Raw genomic sequence first — 23,065 nt, 5'->3', positions numbered from 1 at the left:
ATGTCTGACGAGATGATGACCGAGGGTGAGCGGATCGCGTCTAACTTCAGCATGCACCTGCCTACCGACACCCCGCTGCTGCCCACGGGCAGCGACCCGAAAAGTCTGCAGGTGATCGCCGTCCTTAACCAGATAGCCGCCACACACAAAGCCTCGGCAGAAATTGTCAACGCCTCAGTCGACCAACTGCGCGAGAACATTCGCGACGCGATCGACAACGCCAACTCGAGCCGGGAAACCTGAAAGGGGGATTACCAACGATGACTATTCGAGGCGACATGGAGGCCGGCCTGCGGCTCGCGGGAACTCTGAGTATGCACCTGCCTACCGATACCCCCGCCCCGCCGACCGGTAGCGACCCGAAAAGCGCGCAGACGATCGCCGTCCTCAACCAGATAGCCGCAACCTGGAAGAAGGAAGCGTTGATCGTAAACTCCTCGGTCGACCAGCTGCGTGACAACGTCAAGGACGCCGTCAACCGCATCATCTCTTCCGACAAGCAAGGCGCCGACAACGTCAACAACAGCGGGGGAGGAACCTTGATATGACCACTTATGCACCAGCACCCAGCGACCGCTGGATCAGCGCCACCGAACTCGCCCACGCATCAGGCCTGACCGAAGACCTGGTACGCCGCTTCGTGCCCGCCAACACCTCCGGACCCGCACCGCTCTACAGCGAGGCACAGGTCCCGCTGGCCCGGCACGTCAAGAACCTCACCGAGCTCGGCACCCCCGCTGCCGCTGTCGACACCGCGGTCCGCGAACTCCGCGACAACCCTGCCGCGCAGGAGCAGCTGAACCACACTGCCGCCACCGCGGTGCGCACCCGCCGCAACAAGGCCGTGGCGATCGCGGGCGCGGCCGCGGCCGCCGCCCTGATCCTCGGGGGCGTTGTCGGCGCAGTGATCGCTACCAGCACCTCCGAGCCTGCGTCCGCTCCGGTCACCGCAGCACCAGTCACGATCACCGCCGCCCCACCGTCTCTCACCGCGACCGTCCCGACGGTCGCAGACCCGGTATGCGCAGAATGGGCGCCTGCTACGAGCAGCTACCTCGCGAAACAGAAAGGTTGGCTGAGTACAGACCCAAACATTCCCGCGGATCGCTGGTCGCCAGAGCAACGCGCCCAGGCGAGTGAAGTGATTCCTGTGCTGAAGTCCGAGGCGCAAGATCTCAACAGTTTCGCGGACAAGGCAACAAACCCGGTGCTGCAGTCATTGCTGAAGACACAGTCCCAGTACATCTCGTTGTTCGCATCTCGCCTTCCTACCTACGTCCCCGGTGACGATCGGTTGTGGCAGGCGGCGAATGACTTCGGGAATGCAATCAACAGCATGTGCTACGCATTGGCTCCCCGTTAAGGCGCGCGTGTGATTGAGAAGCCAGAGTCTCCGCATGATCTTGTTCCGTTTTGGCCCGATATCGATGAAACGCAGCTGGCGTCGATCGGGACGCAGTACGGGAAGCTGAGTGCCACAGCGACGCAAGCGTTGAATAAGTCGCGGGATGATTCGAAAGACCTCAACCGGGCTTTGGTTGAGGGTTTCGATACTCAGGTGAGCGGTGTCCTGCTTGTGGGCGGGCAACACTCGAAGATGACGGAATTCGGTTCCATGTCTGCAGAGGTGATCGCTGACGCGGCTGTGGCTTTCACCGAGGCGAAGACGCAGATCGTTGCGACAACCCACGCTTATGAGTCACTGATTTCAGTGCGGGAGTTCGAGATCCAGTTACTGACGGCCTCGCCAATGTTTGGAGCACTGGGCGGTGAGTATAAGCGAGCTCGTATCGACCAGCTCAAGCGTGAGATCGAGCAACTGATCAAGGCAGCCCGCAAGATGAACGACGCCCGATACGAAGGCATCTTGCCACCCGTGGAGCAGGCCGCCCCCGGCTTGACCCCGTTGAAAAACCACGCACCGGCTGGGCCATCAGACCATTTCAAGGTCAAACCGATCGACAACGGCCACCGCGACGGGCCAAAGTCCCCTGGAGACACTCACGCTCTCGACAGCCGCAGGAGCGGTCAGCGTGATCCCGCTGAAAAGAGCGGGCCATCGAAGGCCACACCAGAATCGCATGCCTGGGACAAGCAGCGGAACCCGGACTCGGCAGAAAAGAATTCAAATTTCGGTGCCCAGAAAACGCCCGGTGTGGGGAATGCTGCGTCTTCGGGTGATGTGATGGGTAAGGCGTCGTCGTTGCCGACGTCGCTGCCGTCGGCGCCCTCTGGTGGTTCAAATCCGGTGTCTAGTTTGGGTTCTGGTGGTGGGTTGACGTCGATGATGCCTAAGGGCGGGTCGTCGATGCCGAACATGGGTTCGTCGGGCAATATGGGTAGTGGTCTGTCAAGTATGGGGTCGGGTTCTGCAGGTGGGTTGAATCCGGCGCAACAGTTTCTTTCTGGTGCGGCGCAAGGGTTTTCACAGTCTTCGCCGTCGACGGCGTCGGCCGCTTCTGCTGCTGCGGCGCAGTCGTTTAAGCCGCCACCAACCTCGACGATGCCTTCGACTCCGGTGACTGGCGCTACGGCTCCGTCGACGCCTGCGGCGCCGGCTGGTCCGCAGACGGTAACCGCGGCGCCGTCGAATGTGGGTGCGGTTCCTCCGGCGGCTATGGCCGGTGGAGGGGTGCCGTTGACGGCTCCGCCTCCCGCGGGTGTGCCGGCGAATCCTGTGGTGCCGCCGTCGGCGGCGGTGGTTCCTCCCGGCGGTGCTGGTGGTGCGGTGGGTGGTCCGCCGCCAGTTCCGCAGCCCCCCAATGTCATGGGCATGGGGGCGAAAACTACTGCGATGAAAGCGTTTCAGCTCGGTCAGCAGGCCACGGGGGAGGGGTTGCGGGCCACTCCGGAGTTTTCGGCGGCGATGGCGTTGGTGTCGGCGTTGAATGATCCGGAGCGGCCGGCGGGCTCGCTGATTACTGGTGGCTGGTCGGTTGCGGTGTTCGGCGCAGGGTCAAACTCGGTGCGGTTCGTGGCCGCTGAGCGCCACGGATTGTCCTGGATTCCTGCGGGTGTGTACCTGCCGGCCGGGGTGTCGATCGCCCACCTGGACACCCGCGTGCCGGCTGATGTGCGTCACAGCTGGCGGGGTATGGAGCCGTCGGCGTTGGTGTTGGCCGAATATGCCAGGGCCATTGGTGAACAACCATCCATCGTTGTTGCGCGCGCTTATCATTCGGGTCTGCCTGGGTGGTTCGATCGGCAGGTTGTGGTTGTTGCCGATGAGACTGATCATGTGATCATTCCGAATCCGTTGCATGAGCCGAAGGGTCGGCACCGTCTTGAGATCGCGGCGCCGGAGCATTGGCAGTGGGTGATGAGTGTGCCCGAGGAGCACATTGAGGCTGAGGTTCGTGAGGTCGCGGGCTGGCTTGTCGAGCAGCATGACCACATGTTTGAGCAGTGGCCCGGCAACGATGAGATGGCCAAGCTACGGGCGGCGGCGTTGGCTCAAGTCGGCCGCGAAGGCGGCTCAACCGACGTCGCGAAGCTGCTGGCCGGCAAGATGGGCGAGTTGGCATCCCGGCTGATGGGCACCCCGCTGGTCGGGACCCCGCAATGGACAACGCACACCTACTCGGAAATGCAGTTACGCGGCTGGGAAACGCTTCTGCTCGGGCTGGGGGCATCATCGCGGACCGTCCTCGCCGATATGCAGTACGCGGCTCTGATGGCCACGCACCCGGTCCTGCCGCCCCTGGTCGAGGCCGTGGCCTAAAAAGCGTTCTGATGAGCCATAACGAGTCGCCGCCATCGGGCGACTACGCCCTGTACACGACAATCCCTATCCGGGACGCACCCTATCCACACGGTCTGGGAAAGCTCGACCATCAAAAGCTCCAGTTCTCGATGCAACGCTTACTGGGGGCCCGCTGGCAGAATCAGGCGGCCAACGAGGCCGCCTTCTGGACAGCGCCGTACCAAGAGTTGCTCGAGAAGTACTTGAAACCGTTTTTCGATCGCGAGGGCGATATCGTCGAAGCCGCCAGACAGGCCACGACGGTAGGGCGCCGGAATCTGCTTCTGGGACAACGGCTCTTCCACGATGCCGATCCGAATCCGCGCTCCCGGTACTGGGACGCGTGGCCAGATGCCGCCACCACAACCGAGCTTGCGCGAGTGATCAGGAGCTGGGTTATTTGGCCGCTACATTTCACGCAGTACTCCGACGGCAAAACCAGCTATGCCAATGGCCGGCACCGTATGAGCTTTCTGAGATCTCTGATCCAGCGACAGGACCCTGAGTTCGAAGTCTTAGTCAGGATCGATTACGTCGACCATCCCAAATACAGTTAGCGGCAAGGGATATCGTGCGACCTGTTCTTGGGGACAAGCTACGCCACACTCCGGGATGCATCGAACAACTCGAAAGTGAAGCCGCACATCCAGAAGACGCCACCGAGTTCAGTTGGACGAATCCCACCGACGACAACGAAAAGGCTCTCTGACGTACCGAAATCGGTTGAGCTGCTCGATATCGCTGATCTGAACCGAGCTATTGCGCAGGGTTCTGTACGCTCGCGCCGTCACCCTCGGCTGCCGCGGGACTGGCAGTGATGATCGCGGCAGTCGCGGTCGGCTTTATCACGCAGAGGCAGTGCACTGGGCGCTGCACTGTGACACTTCGAGGACGAAGGCCCTGGGGCTACGGGTCGGTCGTCTTGAATACAGCCATCGAAGGCAGGAAGGTTGATGGGTGAACATGAACGAGCAGACGGCATTGATTCCGGGGCAGGTTGAGATTCACACTGCGTCCATCTGCCCGCGTGGCGGCGTGGACCTGACTATCACAGTCCCAGATGAGATAGGCAGGAAACCTCTCGGTGAGCTGGGGTCGCCGGAAGGGCTGCGGGCGGTAGCTCGCGTCCTCACCGCCGCAGCCGACGAGATCGATCCGCGATAGGTACTCAACAAATGGAAGGCTAATGCCTGTGGACACAACGACAACAACAGCTGAGGTGCCCGATACATTGGGAGTGGTTTCTGCGCATCGGGCGGTGTTGATCGGGGCGTCGCTCAAAGGCCAACGACGTCAGGTTGTTTTCCATTTCGGAGAGGACGTAGCCACCGTTCATATTGCTGGTTACGGCCACGGGCCGTCTTCGTATGCCAGGGACGATTCCGCTTCGCTGTGCGTGTCTGGGGAACCGTCCAGCGGTGGCCTCACCGCCATTGAGGTGCACGCAACACAGGAGCAGGCCGACTATGCCCGCCGTGTGCTGACGTTACTTTTGCCGTACCTTCCCGACGAGAGCCACGGGTCCGGAACGTGGATCGGGGAGTGCGCGCAGACGTTTATCGCTGCACTGGCCGCTCGCGCTGAGCGACGCGTGTGGTGCATTCGAGCTGACACCGGACGCATTCTGCATGCCAGCGCTAGCGAATACAGCGACAGCGACTTCGATCACGCGGTTGATTGCCTCGAAATTGACGACATCGGAATCGAGGAGGACGACGACCGCGACGAGCACGTCCGGGTCGAGCGAATCCCGCAAGCTGACGTCCCTGACGACATCACGATTGATGGGGCGCGCTGGCTTCAACGCTAACGCCAGAAACGTCCGATAGACGAACCGAAATCCGAAGTGAGGCAATCTAATGAACAAGAAGAGTTCAAACGCAACAACAAGCGAATCTAGTGTGGTGCCAGACAAGTTGGGGCCAGTGTCGGTGACCACCTATACCGAGCCTCATGTGATCGGCGAGTACCACTACGGTGAGTACCACTGCGTGGTGATCGGTGCCGCCTTAGAGGGCGATAATTGCCCGGTGGTGGTCTTCGAGTATCGGGCTCACACCGCGACATTGCACATCTCTGCCACAGGGGAAGTGCGCCGCTATGACGCGGCCGGCCTCGATACCGTTCTGTTAATTGAAGATCTCAATGGAGGCCTCTACTCCACAGAGATGTACGCATCGCCTGGTCAGGCGGATTACTGCCGTCGAGTTCTGTCGCTCCTAATCCCGCACATGTGGGATCTCGATTACAGCGACGACCCTCCCGCTGTGGCCGAATGCCTTGTGCCCCGGCTGGTTGCTCGCGCGGAGCGTCACGTCTGGTGCGTGAGAGACGACCAAGAAGGCGATGTCATCCACGCGAGCGCTCAGGAGTACAGCGCTAGCGAGTTCGACCTCGTACGCATCGACTACGACGATGCTGCGCATGAGCGCTATCTGGATGCTCTCGGCGACGATGAGGACGACGTGTTTGAGCCGCAGGGCGAGCACCGCCTCAAGATTCATCGCGTCCCAGAATCGGATATTCCCGCACATGTCGAGATCAACGGCTGTCACTGGCCTCGCGATTTGAACAACGAGAAAGACCGCAGAGTCTCGGAACTCGCGAGCACGTCTGCATAACGTAGCCCGTAAGAGAGGCAGGCGAATCGTCGTAGCGCCGACCCGGCGAAGAGGAGGTGTCGATGGACGCATATGAGCGAGAACAGCACCTGCCGCTTTGGACCGATGGTGAAGTCCGAAACATCAACGATTTCCAGAGGTCGGGAGCTATACATCCGTATACGTGTGGCTGCGGCCCGTCAGATGATGACGGTTTCGATTGGCCAAACCGCGTTCTTGTCGCGCACAACGATGGACTGCACTGCCCGAACGACCGTTGCCCAGTACAGACCACCCACATCTACCAGGACATCATGGACGGCTCCCTGGTGCGCCAGGTGCAAGACGACTGGCGCGAAGCCAGGAAAGCGACGCAAGACATTCCTGAGCAAGATGATTGGGACTTCTGATGCGTGTACATCTAGGAGACTGGTGGACTCCCGACGACGACGGAAGAGTAATCGCGCACCGCGTCGGCGCAGTGTTCCCTGACTTACGGTCCGTGGAACCAAGCGATGACCGGCGACCGAAGCCGAGCGTGATGCTTGCCTACGACCACAGCTATTGGGTGCCGCTCTGCACGAGTCAAACAGCCGGATCAGCCACTGGGAGCGTCGGAATCCCCGCACTGTTCTCCACCTACATGCCCTGGGAAGACCACGAACGGTGCTCCGCATGCGAAGTACTCAGCCCTGCATTCGACAAATGGCTCAACGACGGTGAATCCCGGAGGAAACGATGAACAAACTCGCCCGGCTGGCCAGACGAGTTGCAGATTACCGCGGTCAAAGTGCAGGTGGGCGACTTCCTGGTGCAGCCGTGAACGGACCCGCATGGGCGGGGCGCGCACTGCGGCTGCCGGTGGCCCCGACGGCGGATCACGCCGCTGAGCTGGCCAAGTCTGCCGTTGACGCCGAGCAGAACATCTCCGGTATCGAGCTCGACTACACCCCGGCCTCGTTGAACCGGGTCGACGAGGTCTTAAGCAAGTTCCGAGAGCCCGGCTCTGACGCTGTCGCCGAGTCCATCTTCGTGTTCGGCTGCTACGTCGGTGAAGTCCTCGTCCGCAACGCGGGCTACGAGTGGGTTGACAGTTCCCCGGAGGTCGCGCGCTGGGGTGGTCAGCTCACGGTGTACCGCGACTCCGACAAAGCGCATGCGAGCCCGATTTGGAAGGCATTCAAGCGCGTGAACAACGGAGAGGTTGACAGTGTCGCCTACTACTACCAGGTGTGCGCCGTGCTCGGGGACGGCGCCCGGCCGACTTTCAAGGAGTCGTTCGCGGCACCGCCTGACACCACGAACCGGCCTAAGTGAGGCGCATTTTGAAACGACTGCCTTTTTTCATCGCGGCGCTCGCCGCGGCAGCTCTTGTGTGCAGCTGCAGCTTCCACGCAAGCATGGGCCCGAGCCACAGCATGCCCAAGCACGATCTCGAGGCCGGAATCGGGCGTGTTTTGGCGCGCTGGAATGTTGATACCCGCTCGGTCAAATGCGATGGCGATCTACCCGCGCAGGTCGGGAAGGAACAGACCTGCTGGGCCCGAATGAGTGACGGGTCGAACTTGAAGATGGTGAGTATCACCACGAAGGTCGACGGACAAGACATCAGATACGACGTCGAGGTGGACGGCAAAGTGGCTGAACCCAGGAGGGGCAGGAAATGAATAGTGCTGATGATGCGGTGTTGCATGTCGTCGCAGACGATCTCGACGGCTGGACCACGTTCGTAATTCCGCCCTCGATGACGGCGGTCAAGTGGCTCTTCTGCGCGTACGGGATGGTGAGCATCGCTGTGTCGATGGTCGACTTCATGGGTTGGTTCTGGGCGTCGCCATGGGTGGGCGCGTGCGCCTGGGCGGCTATTTGGTCTGTGCGCCTGGGCTGGACGGAATGGAAAGCGTGCCGGCACGACGACGGCCCAGCCATTGAACGCATTTACTCCGACTGACATAACGAGCAAAGGGAGATGGCGGCGAAAGTGGTTGTGGTGGAGGCATTGTCGATGTTTGGAGAAGTTCCAAGTTGGTTCGGCACCGTGGGCACGGTAGGGGTCCTCGTGGGGATTCTGCTGGCCATCGGGGCGGTTTGGTTGAGACACAAGTTTGCGACCGGCGTTGTTTTACTCGGTTTGATGTGCTCCGCGGCAATGGTATTGCTGGCATACACGCCAGGTGGCATCGACACAGTCCATTGATCGTACGAGCCACGGGGACAAGGAGGTTGTGGTGACTGAGCTGGTATTGACGTTGTCAGTGAACGGCGTGCTGGGCGCTATCAGCGATTGGGCGCCAGTAATCGGGGGCGTGATAGCGGTGGTCTTGGGTGTGGTCTATCTGGTGCCAGCAAGGAGGCGGGCGTCGGCCCGCTGCCGGTGGATTGGCGTCGCAGGGTTGGTTATGGGTGTAGGGCTGATTGTGTTGTCGCCAGTCATAGATTCCAGAACGAATATCACCGTGCCCGTTGAGCAGCGGACCATACATACTCCGGTTGTGTGATATCCGGGATTGCTAATCAGAAGAATGGAGACATGGGACATGAGCAACGGCCTACCAAAGCGGACAGCATCGATTCTCGGGTCGAGTCGAATCCACATGACATATTTCATTCCAGATAGAGGAGATTTACAGCAATGAGTGACCCCATACCTTCAATGAAGGACAGTTCCGAAGCCTGGGAGACCACCTCGATCGCACCGTTAGCGCCCGGTTTACGCACCGCAGGTGGTCACCCCGCGGTCGCCATCCTCGTCCAGGACCATCGATCTAACGGTAGTCAACGCGTCGTCCTCGGCTATGCCGATCACTTCGGTCGTGTATGGCCTATTGACGGCGAGTATGTCGAGTTCAGTGCAGCGTGGGTGCCCCCGGAGTTGCCACACACTGAGGGAGATGCGTCTTAGCGCGGTACCGACAGGAACAACGGAGAAGATGATGGCAGGTTTGGTGGTGCTGACCGGTGCAGGGATCAGTGTCGAGTCGGGGCTGTCGGCGTTTCGGGGCCCTGATGGCCTGTGGGAGGGGCACCGAGTTGCGGATGTGGCGACACTAGAGGGTTTCGCGGCCGATCCCGTGACCGTTCAGCGGTTCTACAACGGCTTGCGTCGGCGATCGGCCGAGGCTGAACCCAACACGGCTCATTACGCGTTGGCCCGCCTGGAGTGTGTGTTGGGTGAGAGCATGCACCTGGTCACTCAGAACATTGACGATCTTCACCAGCGGGCGGGGAGCAGCCGGGTGACGGCGATGCATGGGGAGGTCGGCAAGATTCGGAATGTTGAGACCGGTGAGGTCCTGGACTGGACGCACGATGTTCTGGAAACGGAAGTGTCGTGGCGGCCGCATGTTGTTTGGTTCGGCGAACGCACGATCGGGCTGGATGCTGTTGTTGAGAAGCTTTCTGCTGCTGAATTATTCGTTGCGATCGGTACTTCCGGGACTGTGCATCCGGCCAGTCAGTTCGCCATGATCGCGAAGGCGGCAGGCGCGACGACGGTGGAGATCAACACCGAGCCGACTGGCGGGCTGTTTGATGAATGTTGGACAGGTCCTGCCACGCAGCGTGTTCCCGAGTTGGTCAATCGGATTCTCGAGAACGTATCCAAGGGACCGCGGGGGCCGGTCGCGGGTGTGTCAGCTGGTCCAGGTGTGGGTGAGCAGGGCTGTGCGGGGGAGTAGTGATTGCGCGGATGGGCCTGCGGCCCAGGTGGTTCGGTCGCTGGTGTCGATGAGGTCCAGGGCGCTCATCAGGGAGCGTTGTTGTTCAATGTGCAGCTGCACATCGAACGCGGTCAAGGGCGCACCGTCGCGGACCCAGCCCGGGCCGAGGAGCGCGAATATGCGGGATCCGAGTTCCCGCACCGGGATAGGGCCGTGAGCGGCCAATGAGGCAGTGGTGAGTTCGGTGAGGACCGTTGTGAAGGTGTGGGGCTCGTAGAGGGTGCGTAGCCGGCGTACAACGGCCAGATCATTGTCGGCTGCCTTGGTGGGTGCCAGGACGCCGTGGCGTAGCTGCAGCAGCCCGCAGGTGCGCAGCACTCCGTGTAGAACCAGCAATGGGTACAGATCTTCTTCGAGAGTGGCGGGACGATCATCGAGCTGCCAGTGGGGGCGGTGCTGTTGCATGTGACGCACGATGGTGCGAGGCAGTCGGGCACCCGGAGTCAGTCGCACTCCGCCGGCTACGGCTTGCAGCAGGATGCTGACCGATTCTGGAACCGTGCCGACCACGTGTTTGACCCAGGTGTCGGTGGCTACCTGGTCGAAGGGGCGCAGCCTTGTACCGACCCATGTGCTCATGTGGTCGTGATCGGGGTGTCCGGGGTCGTAGAGGGCGTCGAGGAGCTCGGTGTAGCCTCCGGGGCCGCCGCAGTCCTCGGGCGGGCAGCTGCCGTAACCGTCCACACATCCAGGCACCGGGTCTCCGCGGCCTAACAGGGTGATGTGGTGGTTCCAGTTATCGCCGAAGTCGTACCGGTAGTTGAATGTATCGCCGAGGTCGGCCAGGGTGACTCGGTTTTCGTCACGCTGGTCCGGTGGGTCTACTTCCTGGCCTGGCAGGATCGGACCGTACACCGCGTCGGGGGTCTCGAACTGGTGCAGATGTGAGTCGGTCCATCCAAACCCGGCCTGCAACAGCTCGTGTAGCTCTGGCAGCGTCGTGGAGGCGGGCACATCCAGAACCCGCTGCACCGGCGGCACCACCTCGCGCAGAACCGCCTGTAGCCGTAGGGTCCTCACCGCGTCGGCCCCGGCCCGACCTGAGATGCCGCTTCGGATACGTTGTGGCGCCTTGCGCTGGGGAATGGGCGGCTCGGCGGAGCGGGAGTCTCGCGTAGCCACTGTGCCAGCGCTGCTGGGTCGTCCCATTCGACATCGGATACGGCCAGTCCGGTGGAGGTTGCGCCGAGCACTGGGCCATCGAGAATCGAGCAGCGCACCGCGGGGCGACCCGGCACTGCGTCTTTTTGCCGTCCCACGATCTGGACGCGATGGCCGCGCAGCGGTGCGTCGGGATTGCTGATGACGGTGCCTTGCAACGGTTTCATGCGCTCGGTCTCCTAACGCTGCCCTTTGCGAATCTTCATGACGGCCGTGAGGGCACCGGTAGCGATCTGACCATCGCTCGTCGCGATGGTCAGGCTCCGGCGTGCCGCTTGCGCGACGATCACCCGGTCGAAGGGGTCTTTGTGTGCCCAGTTGAGTTGACCGGCCATGATCGCGTCGGCGGACTCGATCGGCAGAGCGGAAGCGTTGATGGCCGCGAGCGTCTCATCCCAGGCCGACAGCAGCGGCCCACCGTCCAATCGTCCAATCCGAGTCTTGATCGCCACCTCCCACGCCGAGGCTGCCGAGACGATCAATTCGTTGGCCGGATCAGCCAACGTCTGTTGTGCAGAGGTGACGATCTTGTCCGGGGTAGAGACCAGCCACAGCAGCGCGTTGGTGTCCAGCAGGATCGCCGTCACGACGCCGGTTCCCACGCCGACAACTCATCAGCTGGAAGCGGATCATCAAATGTCTTCGGCACCACCAGGTTCGGGAACTGGCCGAAGGTGCGCGGCGTCGCCTGCGCGGGCGATAACACCGCGACGGGTCGGCCGTGGCTAGTGATGGTGACCGGCTCACCGGTGCGCTCCACTTCCGCCAACACCGCATTCAGGCGGGCCTTGGCGTCGGTGCTGGTAATCGTCTTCACACAACAACTCTAACTCCAATAGGACTAGTGCGACTAGTCCTAACTCATGATCGGATCGGGCCTGCATGCCCGAGCCCCCGCCGAGTTTCCAATTTCCAATTTGGAAATTGGCTTCTCGCTATTTAGCCAGAGGGGAGTGTCAGTGATTCTGTCGACGGATAGCGGGACTGTGCACCGACTGGCGGCTGTCAGCGCTACGTGTTCTTCGGCGGTTCTGCTCGAATGATGTTGACGCGCTGTCGTTTATCGAGCGGTTTGTCTGCGGGTCCTTTGGTGTGTGGCCACACGAAGATTAGTTTGCGTTTGCTGTTTTGCGGGCCGTAGGGCTGCATTTTGTAGTGTCCTCGTACCCACCACCGATGGTCGTGTTCCTTGCGGTTGCGTCGTGTCCAGTTGCCTGATGCTTCGCGTGGGGGCCGCAGTAGGTCGATCAGTATGACTTCGTGGGGTTCTGAATCGGGGCCGGGTGTGCGCACGACGCCGTCGCTTTCCTGGAGCACCTTCTGCGAGACCATGCGTGGCTGCCCGATCGTCAACAACACCGACGCGATCATCCGGGTGACCTCGAGGAGGTACTCATTGGTTAGCGGTCGTCCGTCATCGAATTCGGGCCCGCGGATTTCGGCTTGTGTCATGACTTCATCGAAGTCAACGAATAATCCGCCGACCCCGATGAGTGGGGATGTGGATCGTAGGACGCTGATTCGATCACGGACGTCTGTCATCCGTGAGAGCATGTCGACCGCGAAGCGCGGGGTGGGGCCGTCGTAGAGGGTGCCCCAGGCCATGGCATCCCATGTGACGTCCAAGCCGTCGTGCCAGGGCACCTTACGGATCGGTCTTTCGAAGCACAGAAAGCCGTTTGGGGCGATGTTGCCGCTGGCTAAGACCTCGGCAAGGGTGTGATCGGGTATGCCGTGGGCGGCTAGTCCTGCGGCCACCAGTACCGCCGATTTGTTCATCCAGTGCAGTGTCGGGGATGCGTTGAGCAGCTGCATTTCTCGCTCCATGCTCACGATCCCGGGGTGCTCACTGGTTGCCTTGAGTTCTTCGAGGTACGGCGCGGTGATCTCAGCGGTCCTCTGCGCTATCTGTGGAACCCCGTACGGTGTCCACTCTCTTCTTCTGCGGGTACTCATTTCGCGATCCCAGCGAGGTGGGCGGCTCCAATTCGAAGCGGCGGGTCGGTGTGGGTGATGTAGCGCCATAGCGGCGGCCGGCGGCGTTCATCATCGTCGACGCGTGCGGATGCGACATCTCCCGCAGCGTCTGTATGGAGCGCGATGATGGTGGCGAGGAGCTCTTTTGGTCCGGTGCCGCCGTAACCGCTGTTGTAATACCGGTTGTATCCGGAGGACGGCAATGCCCAGACGGCGCCGGTGCTGTCTTTGAAGAAGCCCCATGTGGTGTCTACGGCGAGTTCGGTGAGTGTGCCTGAGGCGGGCACCCGGGTGCCTACTGTCACGTAGAAGGCCTTCGCGTCTGTCTCGATGATCCAGGTTGTGTCGTCGATTGACCCGTCTGGCAGCGTGTGCCGCAGGTACCGCACGATCTTTTCGTCGTTGTGTACCGACTGGCGCGGGAAGCTGAATCCCAGTGCTGCCGTGTCGTTTTTGGCTGCGGGGATGCATCGGTTGAGCCATTCTCGGGCCAGTGGGTCCAGGGGTTCGCAGACTCGCATGACGTAGGCTGACGCGGTTTCCAGCGTTCGCACTGCCGGCAGGACATTGGCTGCGGCATTGGCGATCGTCGGGTCTGATACGGGCCGATTCAGCAGCCACAGCATCTCCTGCGGTGTGGGGTCTGCCGGCACCTCCTGCAGCTGGAAGCTGGCCTCGGCGGCCTGCACTAAACCGGGAGTTTCTTCACCCACTCCGGTGGGGAGCCCTGAATCTTCGAGCGGGTCCTCGATCAGTCGATTGACGCGATCGATGAGATTGGACAGCGTCGCGGTATCTGCAGCCGGACTGTAGGGGATGAGCCGTCGTAGAACTGATTCGTTGTATCCAACACCCAACGGCCGCACCGGTTGCCGCGGCCGCCCGGGCCGCCAGTTCAGGATGTCGCTCATATCGCGCAGATTGAGCGACCACCATGGGACATCTTGGCGCAGCAGGTTCGCCAGATCGTTCCAGCCGTACTCAAGCACATCCTTGGCATGAAGTGATTGCCAAGGCAGGCGCAGCGCTGCGGCGTCAGCGCCGCGCTGGGCGACTCCGAGTGCGGCTTGGAAGCCGGATCGGTCGCTGAAGGGCTGTATCTCGGCGGTGACGACCGCGACTGCCTCGACGTCGGGCAATTGGGCCAATAGTTTGGGCGCGTACCGCCAGGCTGGTTCGCCCAGTGGGGGAGGATATGCGACCGCGATAGGCCCCCGGGTATCGCTGGGTTGCCAGCGATGTACCGCGATGTCGACGAACTGTGCTTGGCCTTCCCACCGCTGCACGCTTTGGCTTTCGGCGAACAGGAAGATCGCTGGAATCATTGGGGTCAGCGGGCAATACAGCCGCGGTATGCGGTCCCGCAACTGCGGGCGCTCGGTGAGAATGAACTGGTAGATCTGATCGGGTGACCACTGGTTGCGGATTCCGTCCTTGGACGCCGGTATTGGAAAGCCTTCGGCGCCGCGGGCGGCATATTGGCGCACGGTCGTCTCTTGCACCCCCAGGATCGCCGCGACGGCTTTCGCGTCCAGCCAGGGGGTGTACCACTGGGTCTTCTGGACCCAATACTCGGGATCTACCGTAGACGCAGTCAACATAAAGATGACACTAGCAATACAAATTAGAGTTTGTATACGGGCTCGGTGTTTCCGCCACAGACAAGCTCGGCGCCGCATGAAGGCGAGGAGTCAGATCCCGCAACCGGCATTACAATTCGTGCCTATGGCGAACATGGTTCCACCGCACGCGCCCAACACCGAGCGAGTGATTGGCGAAGACGATCCGGAGCCCTATCCGGCCGCAACCCTGTATTACGCCGGTCGAGCGATCCCGATTTCCAGCGCCGACGCCCCTCGCGTGCGCGGCGCGATCGCCGCGGCCGCCAAAGACATCACCTCGGCCGTCGAGCTCGATGGTGGACTGCGAGTTGTCCAGGTCGGCCCCGGCATTGCGGCCGTTCTTGAGTGGGCCTCTTCCGGCCATTGAGAGCTGCTAACCCTGGCTTGAAGAAGTGGCCTCCCGACCGGCTTGTTTTCCGGTTTTGTGCATGAGAATGAGGTAGCCCGCGGTCTATAGCCAGTCGTCGAGCTGCTCGGGGTTGGTGACCATTGGCGGTTGGCCACGCCGCTGAGATTTCAGAGTGCGGAGGTAGCCGGTCAGCGCTGGTTTGGTCACCTTGTTTACTTTGTAGGCCAGGCGAAGCAGATCCCACGTGGTGACGACCTTGATGCCGTGGCGAATGGCCAGTTCGGTGGCGTCTCGATCATCGGTGAGGAAGAAGCCTTTGATGCGGCGGCGCGTGATGATGGCGATGGTTTCGGCTTCGCCGCGGTGTTTGGTGGTGGGGTCGCCGGGGGTGGCTATGTTGTCGCGCAAGACGAGTGCCTCTGCGTGTTCTGCGCGATCGGGGATCAGTGGTGGACCGAATATTGCGGGGGCTTGGGATAGATCGGGTTGGTAGGGCTGGGAATTGGCGCATTCGCGGGCGATGGATAGACACCAGCAGCCTCGCCCGTTGAGGAGTCCGGCGAGTAGATCCATGCGGCCAATGATGGCGAAGTTGATCAGGACGGTGTTGTCCGGCAAGAACAGCTGCGTCACTTAAAGGCCCAGGGCGCTGGCCAGTGTGTCGGTGCTCACGGGTTCCGGGGTGGGTGGTTCATCGACCTCTAAGGCGTCGCGGTCGATTCCAAGCATCCAGGCCAGGGTGCCTTTGTGGAGACGGCCTGCAGCGATGAGGTCGCTGTGGATCTCTTGGAGCTTACGGGGAAAGCGGCGGGTGGCCGCTTCGTCGATACGTTCGGTGATCTGATCGGGGCCATGGTCGTGTTGCCCGGACCAGTACCAGCGCAGCAGCTTCTGAGTGGACAAGGAAAGCGCCGCACGGATGTTGCCGGGGACGATGATGGCGAGCTTATCCAGGCGGCGAGTGAGGGCGTCGGTGGATACACCGAACCCCCATATGAGATCAGCGAGCTCTGTCTCGGTGATGCTGTCCCATGCGATGGCGCGAAGGGTGGTTTCTGGTAAAAGCAGTTCGGCGGCAAAGCTGTTCGCGTCGAGCTCATGGCGATCCCGTAGGGCATCGGTGAGGTTGTCGGCGTGGTGCCCGGCAGCGAGGTGGCCGAGTTCGTGGGCCAGGGACCAGTTTTCACGGAACCAGTTTCCGGTCGCCTGCAGCACAATGACTTTGCGTGACAACACATGGAAGGAATAGGCGGTCGATATGTCCGGAACGCGGATGACATCGACGCCCAGGTGGGTTTCCAGACGGTCGGCGAAGCGACGCACGAAACCGGCCCCAAGCGCCTGCCGAATCCCACCGACGGTGCCCGGCAGCGTGACCTGCGCTGGCACGCATACGACGAAAGCCTGACGATAGGCCAGGGCGATGTCATCAAGGACTCGCTGGTCGTCTTGGCGGCCGGGAACGTCACGGTATCCGGTTTCGTGGTCGAAGTCGTGGCGTGCGGCCACAACGAGACGGTGTGGGTCAGGCCGCCCAGTGATCAGCCAATGCACATCCACGTGCAGTACCTCGGCAAGCTGAGCCAACTCGACCGAGGAGAACGCTCGGCGGCCATTGAGAGACTTGGAGAGCTTCTCCGCAGACAAGCCGATCTGCCCAGCGACCTGTGCGTGGGTAGTGGCCGCCGGGATGCTTTCGGCAACGCGGCGCGCGATGTCGTCCTGGCTCATACCTTCAGGCTACGAGCAAAGATGCGAAAATCGCAACTCGGGCTCGGGGAAGATCATCCGACCCGCGGAACCGCCCGCTCTTGCCGCCTCCTCCGCCGGCCGGCGCGAATACGAGGCCTGGTGCTGGGTCGTTGTGAAGCCAATTTCCACACTGGAAACAAGCCGCCGGCCTGCTGGCTCGGCGTCCAAGCAGGTGGCCGCCCTGAGAGTGAATTGCCGGACCCTCAGTTCGCTCTTAGCATTTAGAACATGAGCCGAAATGATTTGCGCATGCAGATCGAAGACTTCGACGGATTCCTGGCCCGCGCCCGTGACGTTGCATGGTTGGTCGATGGTTCGCGTCGCGCCGACTATCTCAGGCGCCTCGATCACGTCGAGGCGGACGTGCGCACCGCGGCGAGCTCGACGGTGCTGGACACGCCCATGGGTGTGCGGGAGATCCAGCGGGCTGTGGGCTGGTCTCTGTTCGACTTGGGTCGCATCGTCCGGGAGTTCTTCCGGCGAGATACCGCGAACATCAGGGTGTGACGGTTTATTTGAACCGAGGGGATCCATGGTGGCCAAGGGCTATTTGGGTTACGGCGCAGTAATATTCGTGGTTTTGGCCTGTTCATTCGCGGTGGTGGGTGCGCCGGCGGCGACTGCGCAGACTGACGCCGACTGGGCATGGCCGGGAATGCAGTTCGACGTTTACAAAGGCGGTAGCTGGTATTCGTGCAGCGTCGGCTATCCCGCGTGGGATGACGACGGTACCCGGTACTTCATCACCGCCAGTCACTGCTTCCGCGATGAGGATGGCCGCCACTATCAGGACGACGACGGTACGACCCTCAAGATCTACTCCGCAGGGGATCATTCGCGGCCTGTTGGTTTCGAAGAGACTTTTCCGAAGCCCAAAGATGGCTGGTACACCGATATTTCGCTGGTGCAGATGTATCCAGGACGAAAGCTGCAGGGCTACAGTTGGCGCAACATTCCGGACGATCCCGCCGTGGCTGCGGTCGGTGACCCTGCATGCCTGATCGGACTGAACCACGATAATGCCAACTGCGGGAAGGTGACTGAAGTTGCCGCCGAGATGACACCTCAGGGCGCCGCAGCATCAGTCAGGACCACACGCGCCTCGTACTGCTCACACCCGGGCGATAGCGGAGGTGCGGTCTACAACCGAAAACTCGACGTTGCGCTCGGAATCAACATCACCGGAAATCGCAACCACAACGAGCCGGGCACGTCGGGCGCCTGCCAAAGCTCGTACATTCCAATCGGGAGGGCGTTGCGGTTCCTGCGTCAACGCCACCCGTCGCTAAGCATTTGAAATAGGCCGCACACACCCGCAGCGCGGCGACAGTCAGACCTCTGAAAACATTGATCCAGTCAAGGAAACGCCAGTCCGCCGTCCCTTGACTGGCTCAAGAGCGCGCAGCAACACTAAGCACCCGAGGCGAGTCAGCATCACCGCCTGGGAAATCATCGCTTGGGCTGAATTCGCATGGCGAAATCGCAAGAGAGACAAGGGAGTTGGCGAGCAATGTTGGTGACCGAGCAGGCAGTATTGGCCTACAACATCCGTCGGGATGCCGAATACACTCGCCGGCGGATCGAGGAATTTCTCCAGCACAGCCCAGATTCGCCGGCCTCACCCACGATTCTCGGTGCAGCCAAGGGGTTTGCAGCCTGGTGTGATGCGGCCGACGAATACCTTACGGAGAATCCTGGCGCCGATGTCGGCCAGGTTCGGGACGCCTGGCGACGTGAGGCGGTGCTCAGCGACATTCGATTCATCCCTCACGGCGATTTCGCTGCGCTGGCTTGCGTTGCCCTCGCCACGATGACAACGATCCTTGCAGCGATCGGCTATGCGTCAGCGACGGTGAGTACTTGTATCTATGCCGCGGTCTGCGGAGTGGTCGCAATCGGGGCGTTCGGTTACAGACGGTGGACTCCGTCACGGTTGGCAGTGGGCCCTGACGCTCAACATTCGACCCTGGCGGCTGCGTCCGCAAAGGAATTGCTGAACCGCAGTTCAAGCACGCCACCGCGGCGATACCAGCCCAGGTCTACACGAAGACGCGTCAGGTAACGGGGTTGCACGGGCCATCGGTGCGCCCCGAGGGGACCGGCGGCTTTAGCCATTGGGGGAATCGGGGCGGGTGACACGGTGCGGTTGGTGAGTTTTGTCGGCCTTTGGACGATCTAGTTGAGTCGCCGCTGCGTGAGATCACGACCGCGTTGTCGCTGCTGGGATTTTTCATCGCCGAGGCGCACGGGCCGTCGATCGCGTTGCCGTCGGCCTTCTTGTTTCGGGCCGCGCGTTACCTCGATACTGCTGCTGATCATCCGGCTGCGCCTGCCGAGCTGGGTGCTGCGTTGCGGCGCGAGGCGATGCGGCTTCGTGCCGCAGCAGACTAGAGGTCGATTCTTATCTGTAGGAGAGGGGTAGTCTCGGTCGCGTCGGCTCTGCTGTGTGAAGCTGGATCAGCTTAGGGTGCTGGGTGTTTCGGCTGTTTACCGTCGATTGGCGTGCAGTGGTTCGGTGGCGTGGTCGGCGAAGAACTGTTGCAGGATGCGGACGTGTTCGTCGGGTGGGTTGCCGTCAGTGTTGTCGAGTAGGTGCACGGTGATGGTGCTGTGGCAGCCGTTCTTGAGTTGGTCGGCTTCGGCGTAGAGCACGGGGGTGTTGGGGTCGCCCCAGCGGGTCATGACGAGGGTGTTGCTTTGCTTCGAGACGAACACGCACCGGTCTAGGTCGTAGAACGTGATGTTCCAACCATGTTGTTGTGCAGCGGTTTTGATCTGCTGGATCTCGGGTATGGCGTCCAGGAGCCCCTTCGCCGCTCGGCGGCGTTCGTCGTCGGGTTCTGCGAGATCGACTTGTGATGGGTCTGGCGGGTTCTGCCGGGCTTGCGGTATGAAAGCTGCCGCCAGGAATAGCAGGGACACGCTGGCGATGATGGCACCGAGGATCATCGGAGAATCTAGGTCCGTGTGACGTGGAAGATGGAGTGGTCGGTGTAGCCGATGCCGCTCCACCACCGTCGGGTGAAGCCAGCGGGGTCGGTGGCTCTGTTGCGGAATTCGATGTGTCCTGTGGCGCCTGCTGCGGATGCAGCGTCAGTGACGGTGAGGTTGGTACAGGCGACATAGGGGCTGGCGTTGCCGTCGTGTTGGATGCCCACGATTTGGTCGCCGGGTCGGAGGTCGCTGATTCCGATGGCGTGCACGTCGGGCGCTGGTTGAGTCATTGCTGATGATCCTACGCCGCGAGTAGACGGCACGCCGCGCTTGCTCACTTGCTAGCAAGTAGGTAAGTAATCATGCTTGCAAACATGTACACTAGTTTGATAGTGTTTCATCAACTTGACATGTGGTCATGCCTGAATAACAGCTAGATAGAGAGCATGTATGCGTGCCCTCTAGTAAATGCACTAGATAGCGAGTAAACATGCAAGAAAGCAAGCACACCGGGGCGGCACTCACCTCGGATCGCGAAATGAGACGCGCTGATGAGCAAGGACAACCAGGTCAGCTTCCGAGTCGATCCGGACCTCAAGCGCGAGTTCGAACTCGCGCTGGTGTACCGGTCATTGCGGATGAAGCAGAAGGCGACCGCCGTTTCGGTGCTGACCGAGAAGATGAGCGAGTTCATCACCGAGGAAAACAAGCTGCGGGACGAGCCGTGAACTGGGCGGCCGCGTGGGTGCGCGCGAGCGTGTCCGCGGTGATGCTCGTTGCGACCGTGCTGTGGGCACCCTCCGCTGCGGCGACCGGCGGATCTGTACTGGTGTATCCGGGGATGACGATCATCCAGGGCGATGCCAAGTGCACGCTGGCCTTCATCGATATGAGCTTGGGGATCGGGTACTCAGCTGGCCACTGCAATTCTGGGCGTACGGTCACTGACGAGTCCGGTGCGCCGATCGGGGTGGTGATGGTGTCGCGCAACAGCCGGGCCGGCATGAGCACGACTGGACCTGATGACTCGGTAATCGATTACGAGACAATCAGTTTGAACTCCAATGTCGATGTTACGACCAGGTTGGGGCCGGCGTTGGCGCATTCACTTGTCGAGCGGCCGGGCGTCGTTGCGCGGCCGGGGATGGTGGTTTGTCACCATGGGGCGACTACCGGTGCTTCGTGCGGTGAGATCGATGCGGTGCACGACGGGTGGTTCACGATGAGGCCGGGAACGTTGTCCAGCGATCACGGTGACTCGGGCGGCCCGGTGTACACGTACACCGACGCCGCGGGGTCGGCACCGGTGATCGTCGGTATTTTGCGAGGCCGCAATGGATCACGCACTGCGGCGGTGTCTTGGCAGAGCACGGTCCGCCAGGCCATGGTCGACGCGGCAGCTGTGCAAGGCAATTGATGCGCGTTCCCCTGCACAACCCGAGCTCTGGCATAGCCCCTCATGACGAGAGAAGGACGGATGAATGAGCTTGCAGCGGTCGACCGAGCAGTAGAGGCTGCGTACGGATATCTGGGTCTGCCTTATATGTTCGCAGGTGGCGACCTCACAGGGCCCACGGGCGGCGGCTTCGACCGCGCAGGGTTTATTCGGCGCGTGGTGTACGCGGCCGCCGGTACCGACATCGGACGCACGCTGGACACTCAACTCGACAATTGTGCTCCCCTCGCCTCAGGGGAGACGGCCGACCCGGGCGACGTCCTATATTGGGTCGACCCTTCGAGCCGTATGCAGAAGTGCTATCACCAGGCTTTCTATACCGGCCTCATGACGGTAATTAGCGCGGTGCCAGGGGATCTGGCAGAGCCTGGCACGAAGTTCGATGCGCGGCAGAGCCGGGGCATCCTCGGTGCGGTATTCCACGAGCAAGAGATCGACGTGGAACTTCTCACGGCGCACGCACCGGCCGAAAGTGGTCCGTACGTCATTATCGCGCGCCCGCCCTACTCAAATGTGGGCTAGCGTTCTAGCGATATCGTCGGGCTGCCGTTTTACGGCGTAGTGTGCTGTTGGTGCCTGGTCGAATACACACGCTGTGTGATGACGTGCGAGAGCAGCTTGCTGAGGCGGTGTGTGGGCAGATTGCGAATCGTGGCTGGACTCAGGCGGAGGCGGCGGCGCGGTTGGGGGTACGGCAGCCGCGGATTTCCCTGCTGGTGAATGGGCAGGTGGATCGTTTTTCTGTGGATGCGTTGTTGAATATGGCTGCGCGGGTTGGTCTTCAGGTAGAGCTGCGGGTTAAGTGACGCGCCTGGCGTCGTTATTCGTTGAGTTGGGCGATGTAAGTGCGTAGCCGGGCGGCAGCGTCGCTGTAGCCGGTGGCCGCGTGTTCGACGATGTCGATGGCCTGGTTGATGCGTTGTTGTGCGGCTTGCAGGAGTGCGGCTTGGCCCTGGGTGTTGGTGTCGTGGGTGTCCTTGTCGTGTTGCCAGTCGGTTTCGAGGGCGTCGAGTTTGTCGCGGGCGCTTTGTGCGATCTGGGCGGCGTCGGCCATGGCCTGGTGGGCGTTGTGGTGAATCGTCTGGATGTGGTTGAGCTGGTTGTCGATGGCAGTGCTGGTGGCGGTTGCGGCGTCGCCGGATTCACTGTCCCATCCGATGGGGTGGGCGACGACGGTTTCGGTCAGGGATGCGCCTTGGTGCTCAGGGGCGGGTGTGGAGCCCAAGAGTTGGCGCGCTTTGTGGAGCACGGCGTCGACGGGGTGCATAGTCAAAGTATCGCGCATCATCGCCGCTTTGAGGCCGGCGAGTTGATGTTCGAGCCGTTATACCTGGTGGCGGAATCGTTGATAGGCCGAGGGGGTTTTGACACCGAGTGTGTCTGCGATTGCGGCCCAGGTGGCGCCGCGGTTGCGGGCGTCGGCGACTGCTTGTGAGGGGTCTTTGCTGACGGCGTCCAGGAGTCGGACGACTAGTAGTGACCAGCGTTGTTCGAAGGGTTGTAGGCGTTCCCAGCGTGGGTCTGTGGTGTCTCGTTGCTGGAGCAGTTCGACGAGTGTTTCCGGGGTTCCGAGGCCTTCTGCGGGTCCGGAGGCGAGTCGGTCGGCGGCGATGAGGCGTGCTGCGTGAATTCCGGTGGTGGTGATGGTTGCGTGCGCGCTGCTGAGTTCGTCGGGGGTGAGGTCGTCGAACACGGTGTTGACGTTAGCGGTTTGTGGTGTGTAGGTGCAATGCCACCCTATCGGAAAATGAAG

Annotated in this window: 34 protein-coding genes; 22 read left to right on the top strand and 12 right to left on the bottom strand. The window is 61.5% G+C overall.

The window, feature by feature from the left end:
* From AOT87_RS12540 to AOT87_RS12470, 14 genes are all read left to right on the top strand, one after another.
* Complete coding sequence (locus tag AOT87_RS12540; protein WP_057970041.1) at positions 1 to 243, top strand: hypothetical protein; 243 nt, start codon at positions 1 to 3, stop codon at positions 241 to 243.
* Positions 244 to 260: 17 nt separating this feature from the next.
* The gene (locus AOT87_RS12535; RefSeq protein WP_057970040.1) at positions 261 to 548 is read left to right on the top strand and encodes a hypothetical protein; all 288 of its coding nucleotides are present in this window, start codon (positions 261 to 263) and stop codon (positions 546 to 548) included.
* Positions 545 to 1,363, top strand: a complete 819-nt coding sequence (locus tag AOT87_RS12530) for a hypothetical protein (protein ID WP_057970039.1) — start codon at positions 545 to 547, stop codon at positions 1,361 to 1,363. The genes AOT87_RS12535 and AOT87_RS12530 overlap by 4 nt, the downstream gene beginning before the upstream one ends.
* 9 nt (positions 1,364 to 1,372) lie before the next feature.
* Positions 1,373 to 3,721, top strand: coding sequence for a hypothetical protein (locus AOT87_RS12525; protein WP_057970038.1), 2,349 nt, complete (start codon positions 1,373 to 1,375; stop codon positions 3,719 to 3,721).
* A gap of 11 nt (positions 3,722 to 3,732) precedes the next feature.
* Positions 3,733 to 4,299, top strand: coding sequence for a hypothetical protein (locus tag AOT87_RS12520; protein WP_057970037.1), 567 nt, complete (start codon positions 3,733 to 3,735; stop codon positions 4,297 to 4,299).
* Positions 4,300 to 4,313: 14 nt separating this feature from the next.
* Positions 4,314 to 4,451: a hypothetical protein gene (locus tag AOT87_RS28830; protein ID WP_157859012.1), complete on the top strand. Its 138-nt coding sequence runs from the start codon at positions 4,314 to 4,316 to the stop codon at positions 4,449 to 4,451.
* Positions 4,452 to 4,705: 254 nt separating this feature from the next.
* Positions 4,706 to 4,906 (top strand): hypothetical protein, encoded by a 201-nt coding sequence (locus AOT87_RS12515; protein ID WP_057970319.1) that lies wholly within the window; start codon positions 4,706 to 4,708, stop codon positions 4,904 to 4,906.
* 22 nt (positions 4,907 to 4,928) lie between these two features.
* Positions 4,929 to 5,552 carry a hypothetical protein gene (locus tag AOT87_RS12510; RefSeq protein ID WP_057970035.1) on the top strand — a complete coding sequence of 208 codons (624 nt, stop codon included), beginning with the start codon at positions 4,929 to 4,931 and terminating at the stop codon, positions 5,550 to 5,552.
* 49 nt (positions 5,553 to 5,601) lie between these two features.
* The gene (locus tag AOT87_RS12505) at positions 5,602 to 6,363 is read left to right on the top strand and encodes a hypothetical protein (protein WP_131727584.1); all 762 of its coding nucleotides are present in this window, start codon (positions 5,602 to 5,604) and stop codon (positions 6,361 to 6,363) included.
* A gap of 62 nt (positions 6,364 to 6,425) precedes the next feature.
* Positions 6,426 to 6,752, top strand: coding sequence for a hypothetical protein (locus AOT87_RS12500; protein WP_057970033.1), 327 nt, complete (start codon positions 6,426 to 6,428; stop codon positions 6,750 to 6,752).
* 409 nt (positions 6,753 to 7,161) lie between these two features.
* The gene (locus AOT87_RS12495) at positions 7,162 to 7,659 is read left to right on the top strand and encodes a hypothetical protein (RefSeq protein ID WP_198528442.1); all 498 of its coding nucleotides are present in this window, start codon (positions 7,162 to 7,164) and stop codon (positions 7,657 to 7,659) included.
* Complete coding sequence (locus AOT87_RS12490) at positions 7,656 to 8,009, top strand: DUF4333 domain-containing protein (protein WP_346425708.1); 354 nt, start codon at positions 7,656 to 7,658, stop codon at positions 8,007 to 8,009. The genes AOT87_RS12495 and AOT87_RS12490 overlap by 4 nt, the downstream gene beginning before the upstream one ends.
* Positions 8,006 to 8,293, top strand: coding sequence for a hypothetical protein (locus AOT87_RS12485; protein WP_057970032.1), 288 nt, complete (start codon positions 8,006 to 8,008; stop codon positions 8,291 to 8,293). Before AOT87_RS12490 ends, AOT87_RS12485 begins: the two co-directional genes overlap by 4 nt.
* Before the next feature lie 940 nt (positions 8,294 to 9,233).
* Positions 9,234 to 10,019 (top strand): NAD-dependent deacylase, encoded by a 786-nt coding sequence (locus tag AOT87_RS12470; RefSeq protein ID WP_240483289.1) that lies wholly within the window; start codon positions 9,234 to 9,236, stop codon positions 10,017 to 10,019.
* Here AOT87_RS12470 and AOT87_RS12465 read toward each other — a convergent pair.
* From AOT87_RS12465 to AOT87_RS12440, 6 genes are all read right to left on the bottom strand, one after another.
* The gene (locus AOT87_RS12465) at positions 9,975 to 11,081 is read right to left on the bottom strand and encodes a plasmid pRiA4b ORF-3 family protein (RefSeq protein ID WP_057970029.1); all 1,107 of its coding nucleotides are present in this window, start codon (positions 11,079 to 11,081) and stop codon (positions 9,975 to 9,977) included. The two genes, AOT87_RS12470 and AOT87_RS12465, sit on opposite strands and share 45 nt — an antisense overlap.
* Positions 11,078 to 11,389, bottom strand: a complete 312-nt coding sequence (locus AOT87_RS12460) for a hypothetical protein (RefSeq protein WP_057970028.1) — start codon at positions 11,387 to 11,389, stop codon at positions 11,078 to 11,080. The genes AOT87_RS12465 and AOT87_RS12460 overlap by 4 nt, the downstream gene beginning before the upstream one ends.
* A gap of 12 nt (positions 11,390 to 11,401) precedes the next feature.
* Positions 11,402 to 11,809 (bottom strand): type II toxin-antitoxin system VapC family toxin, encoded by a 408-nt coding sequence (locus AOT87_RS12455; protein ID WP_057970057.1) that lies wholly within the window; start codon positions 11,807 to 11,809, stop codon positions 11,402 to 11,404.
* On the bottom strand, positions 11,806 to 12,039 hold the full coding sequence (locus tag AOT87_RS12450; protein WP_057970027.1) for a type II toxin-antitoxin system Phd/YefM family antitoxin: 234 nt from the start codon (positions 12,037 to 12,039) through the stop codon (positions 11,806 to 11,808). The genes AOT87_RS12455 and AOT87_RS12450 overlap by 4 nt, the downstream gene beginning before the upstream one ends.
* A gap of 194 nt (positions 12,040 to 12,233) precedes the next feature.
* Complete coding sequence (locus AOT87_RS12445) at positions 12,234 to 13,178, bottom strand: hypothetical protein (protein WP_057970026.1); 945 nt, start codon at positions 13,176 to 13,178, stop codon at positions 12,234 to 12,236.
* On the bottom strand, positions 13,175 to 14,800 hold the full coding sequence (locus AOT87_RS12440) for a helix-turn-helix domain-containing protein (protein ID WP_057970025.1): 1,626 nt from the start codon (positions 14,798 to 14,800) through the stop codon (positions 13,175 to 13,177). Before AOT87_RS12440 ends, AOT87_RS12445 begins: the two co-directional genes overlap by 4 nt.
* A 124-nt stretch (positions 14,801 to 14,924) precedes the next feature.
* On the opposite strand from AOT87_RS12440, the gene AOT87_RS12435 reads away from it, so the two are divergent.
* Positions 14,925 to 15,188: a hypothetical protein gene (locus AOT87_RS12435; protein ID WP_057970024.1), complete on the top strand. Its 264-nt coding sequence runs from the start codon at positions 14,925 to 14,927 to the stop codon at positions 15,186 to 15,188.
* Positions 15,189 to 15,272: 84 nt separating this feature from the next.
* Here the strand turns inward: AOT87_RS12435 and AOT87_RS12430 are convergent, their stop codons facing one another.
* A complete protein-coding gene (locus AOT87_RS12430) occupies positions 15,273 to 15,803 on the bottom strand; it encodes a hypothetical protein (RefSeq protein WP_198528441.1) in 531 nt (176 codons plus the stop codon).
* A complete protein-coding gene (locus AOT87_RS12425) occupies positions 15,804 to 16,901 on the bottom strand; it encodes an XRE family transcriptional regulator (RefSeq protein WP_057970023.1) in 1,098 nt (365 codons plus the stop codon).
* A gap of 249 nt (positions 16,902 to 17,150) precedes the next feature.
* Between AOT87_RS12425 and AOT87_RS28825 the strand changes: the two genes are divergently transcribed.
* The 3 genes from AOT87_RS28825 (at position 17,151) to AOT87_RS12405 (ending at position 19,313) form a co-directional block, all read left to right on the top strand.
* Positions 17,151 to 17,429 carry a hypothetical protein gene (locus AOT87_RS28825; protein WP_057970022.1) on the top strand — a complete coding sequence of 93 codons (279 nt, stop codon included), beginning with the start codon at positions 17,151 to 17,153 and terminating at the stop codon, positions 17,427 to 17,429.
* Positions 17,430 to 17,454: 25 nt separating this feature from the next.
* Positions 17,455 to 18,219 (top strand): trypsin-like serine protease, encoded by a 765-nt coding sequence (locus AOT87_RS12415; protein WP_057970021.1) that lies wholly within the window; start codon positions 17,455 to 17,457, stop codon positions 18,217 to 18,219.
* Positions 18,220 to 19,088: 869 nt separating this feature from the next.
* Positions 19,089 to 19,313, top strand: a complete 225-nt coding sequence (locus tag AOT87_RS12405; RefSeq protein ID WP_057970019.1) for a hypothetical protein — start codon at positions 19,089 to 19,091, stop codon at positions 19,311 to 19,313.
* Positions 19,314 to 19,409: 96 nt separating this feature from the next.
* On the opposite strand, the gene AOT87_RS12400 is transcribed toward AOT87_RS12405, so the two are convergent.
* Both AOT87_RS12400 and AOT87_RS12395 read right to left on the bottom strand, forming a co-directional pair.
* Positions 19,410 to 19,844 (bottom strand): hypothetical protein, encoded by a 435-nt coding sequence (locus AOT87_RS12400; protein ID WP_131727585.1) that lies wholly within the window; start codon positions 19,842 to 19,844, stop codon positions 19,410 to 19,412.
* 35 nt (positions 19,845 to 19,879) lie between these two features.
* Complete coding sequence (locus tag AOT87_RS12395; RefSeq protein WP_131727586.1) at positions 19,880 to 20,146, bottom strand: hypothetical protein; 267 nt, start codon at positions 20,144 to 20,146, stop codon at positions 19,880 to 19,882.
* A 261-nt stretch (positions 20,147 to 20,407) separates the two neighbouring features.
* On the opposite strand from AOT87_RS12395, the gene AOT87_RS29070 reads away from it, so the two are divergent.
* Genes AOT87_RS29070 through AOT87_RS12380 form a run of 4 tightly spaced genes read left to right on the top strand, consistent with a single transcriptional unit; the run spans position 20,408 to position 22,118 of the window.
* On the top strand, positions 20,408 to 20,584 hold the full coding sequence (locus AOT87_RS29070) for a hypothetical protein (protein WP_165589987.1): 177 nt from the start codon (positions 20,408 to 20,410) through the stop codon (positions 20,582 to 20,584).
* A complete protein-coding gene (locus AOT87_RS12390; protein WP_240483288.1) occupies positions 20,581 to 21,273 on the top strand; it encodes a S1 family peptidase in 693 nt (230 codons plus the stop codon). Before AOT87_RS29070 ends, AOT87_RS12390 begins: the two co-directional genes overlap by 4 nt.
* A gap of 60 nt (positions 21,274 to 21,333) precedes the next feature.
* The gene (locus tag AOT87_RS12385) at positions 21,334 to 21,834 is read left to right on the top strand and encodes a C40 family peptidase (RefSeq protein ID WP_057970016.1); all 501 of its coding nucleotides are present in this window, start codon (positions 21,334 to 21,336) and stop codon (positions 21,832 to 21,834) included.
* Between the two features lie 41 nt (positions 21,835 to 21,875).
* Positions 21,876 to 22,118 (top strand): helix-turn-helix transcriptional regulator, encoded by a 243-nt coding sequence (locus AOT87_RS12380; RefSeq protein WP_346425707.1) that lies wholly within the window; start codon positions 21,876 to 21,878, stop codon positions 22,116 to 22,118.
* A gap of 14 nt (positions 22,119 to 22,132) precedes the next feature.
* On the opposite strand, the gene AOT87_RS12375 is transcribed toward AOT87_RS12380, so the two are convergent.
* Complete coding sequence (locus AOT87_RS12375; RefSeq protein ID WP_057970015.1) at positions 22,133 to 22,579, bottom strand: hypothetical protein; 447 nt, start codon at positions 22,577 to 22,579, stop codon at positions 22,133 to 22,135.
* A gap of 57 nt (positions 22,580 to 22,636) precedes the next feature.
* Positions 22,637 to 23,005 (bottom strand): hypothetical protein, encoded by a 369-nt coding sequence (locus tag AOT87_RS12370; RefSeq protein WP_057970014.1) that lies wholly within the window; start codon positions 23,003 to 23,005, stop codon positions 22,637 to 22,639.
* Positions 23,006 to 23,065 lie beyond the last annotated feature (60 nt).

It is taken from the genome of Mycobacteroides sp. H003 (assembly GCF_001440135.1).
In the GTDB taxonomy this organism is placed as follows: Bacteria; Actinomycetota; Actinomycetes; order Mycobacteriales; family Mycobacteriaceae; genus Mycobacterium; species Mycobacterium gwanakae.
The sequence above is the reverse complement of the archived record's forward strand: the minus strand, read 5'-3'. Positions and strand labels throughout refer to the sequence as shown.